We start from the raw sequence: 2,342 nt of genomic DNA, 5'->3' as shown, positions 1-2,342 counted from the left end.
GGGGTAGGCGTCGGGGTCCCAGGGCGGGGGCCCGGAGTGGCCGACGATGAGCAGGGTCCCGCCGGGGGCGACGGCCGCGGCGGCGGCGCGCAGGATCGGCTCGCGCGGCAGGCCCTCCTTGGGGAAGTGCAGGAACGCGGCGGAGACCAGGTCGTAGACGCCTTCGGGGAAGGACTCGCCCAGGTCGTGCCGCTGGAAGTCGATGCGGTCGGCGACGCCGGCGGCGTCCGCGTGGCGGGCGGCGCGTTCGAGGGCGACGCCGGAGATGTCGGTGGCGGTGACGCGCCAGCCGCGCCCGGCCAGCCAGATCGCGTCGCCGCCCTCGCCGCATCCGAGGTCGAGCGCGGTGCCGGGTTCCAGGTCGGAGATCTCCTGGACGAGCATGTGGTTGGGTTCGCCGCTCCAGAGGTGGTCGTGCTCGGCGTAGCGGGTGTCCCAGAATTCCCGGCGGGCGGTGGTGTCGTCCATGCTCCGATGGTGGACGCGCACCGGCCCGTCCGGCGAATCCTGTTGCGGTTTCGGCAAACACAGGAGCACGGCCGGGGCGAGAGCGGCCGGGGCGGCGGCGAGGGCGTAGCAGAGCGGCAGGGGCAGCGCGTCCAGGAACACCCCGGTCGCCGCGGACCCGCCGGCGATGCCGAGGTTGACGGACGTGCTGATCCAGGCCACGGCGCGGGTGCGGGCGGGGGCCGGGGCGGCTGCGTCGGTGATCAGGAAGGCGGTCGTGAACGTGGGGCCGACGAACAGCCCGACGGTGAACGCGGCCGCGGCCAGGACGGGGACGGACGGGGCGAGCCCCGCCGCCGCGAGGACGAGCCCGGCCGGGCAGACGAAGGCGGCGAGCCGGCCGCGTCCCGGCTGCGACCTGCCGAGGGCGCCGTAGGCGAGGCCGCCGAGGGTGCTGCCCGCGGCGATCGCGGCCTCCACCCAGGCGACCGCCGCGGGCTGGTGGTGCCGTTCGGTGAACGCGACGGCGAGCAGCCCGGTGGAGCCGAGGGCGAAGCCGGTGGCCGCGACCGCGAGGAACGGGACGGGCGCGAACGCGCGGATGCGGGGGCCGCCGCGCCGGCGTGCCGGTCCCGGCGGTGCCGGTGGCACGGCGGGGGAGGCGGCGACGCCGAGGACGCCCGCGGTGACGAGGGCGGCGCTGACGGCGATCCCGAGGGACGGTGAGGCGGCCGCGGCCAGCAGGCCCGCCAGGAGCGGCCCGGTGACGAAGACGAGTTCCTCGGAGACGGTGTCGAGGCTGTAGGCGCGGCGGACCAGCGCGGCGTCCCGCAGGAGGCCGCGCCACAGCGTCCGCATGACGACGCTGACCGGTGGCTGGAGGGCGCCGGCGGCGACGGACACGGCCGCCAGTAGCGGCACGGGCGCCCCGGGGTGCCAGGTGAGGGTGGCCAGGGCGCCGAGCAGGACGGCGTAGGCGGCCGTCATCGGGGGCAGGACGCGGCGTGCGCCGTGCCGGTCGATGAGCGTGGCGCGCACGGGCGACATCGCGGCGCCGGTGAGCCCGTACGCGGCCATCAGCGCGCCCGCGCGTGCGTAGGAGCCGGTGGAGGCGGTGAACGCGAGGGTCAGGGACAGGAACACCGTCCCGTAGGAGAGGCGTCCGAGCAGGGCGAAGGTGAAGGTGCGCAGGGCGTGCGGGGCGCGCAGGACGGAGGCGTACGACGCGGTCACGGAGCTGTTCCTCAGAAAGGCCCCAAGGGGGCGGCTACGGGGGACGCCGGATGCCGCCGTCGTGTTCCGCGGCGGTGCGCGGCGCTCTACCCGTGGATGAGGAACTGCACGGGGGAAGCGTAGCCCGTTTCGGCGGGGTCAGGTGGTCCAGTCGCGGCGGCGGGCCTCGGCGAGGGCGATGGCGGTCGCGACGGCGACGTTGAGGGAGCCGACGCGTCCGATCTGGGGGATGTAGGCGACGGCGTCGGCGGCGGCCAGCAGGGCGGGGGAGCAGCCGTGGTCCTCGCCGCCGACGGCGAGGCAGACGTCGCCGTCCAGGGGCGCCTCGTGCAGGGGGACGGCGTCGGCGGTGAGTTCGACGGCGACCAGCCGCAGGCCCTGCTCGCGGACGGCCGCGGCGGCGGCGGCCGGGGTGCCGGCGTGCTCCCAGGGGACGAGGCGGGCGGTGCCGAGGGCGGTCTTGTCGACGGCCTTGTGCGTCGGGGGTGTGGCGTTCCCGGCGAGCCAGAGGTGGTCGACGCCGAACACGGCGGCGCTGCGGATGATCGAGCCGATGTTGAACGGCTGGGTGACCGACTCGACCAGGAGGCCGAGGCGGGCGTCGGTGCGGCGGCGCCAGTCGCGGTTGAGGCGCTTGACGTCGGTGCCGCGCAGCTGCCGGC

The 2,342-nt window shown here is 76.5% G+C and carries 2 protein-coding genes; both read right to left on the bottom strand.

Annotated features, from left to right (window positions below; all coding sequences use genetic code 11):
• The coding region (locus tag ETD83_RS44110; RefSeq protein ID WP_205718181.1) for an MFS transporter at positions 1–1,680 on the bottom strand (1,680 nt) is incomplete at its 3' end.
• A gap of 138 nt (positions 1,681–1,818) precedes the next feature.
• Entirely contained in the window at positions 1,819–2,334 is a 516-nt protein-coding gene (locus tag ETD83_RS41270; protein ID WP_230421535.1) for a TrmH family RNA methyltransferase, read from the bottom strand.
• Positions 2,335–2,342 lie beyond the last annotated feature (8 nt).

It is taken from the genome of Actinomadura soli (genome assembly GCF_005889715.1).
GTDB lineage: Bacteria > Actinomycetota > Actinomycetes > Streptosporangiales > Streptosporangiaceae > Spirillospora > Spirillospora soli.
This window is presented reverse-complemented; position numbering and strand designations above follow the sequence as displayed.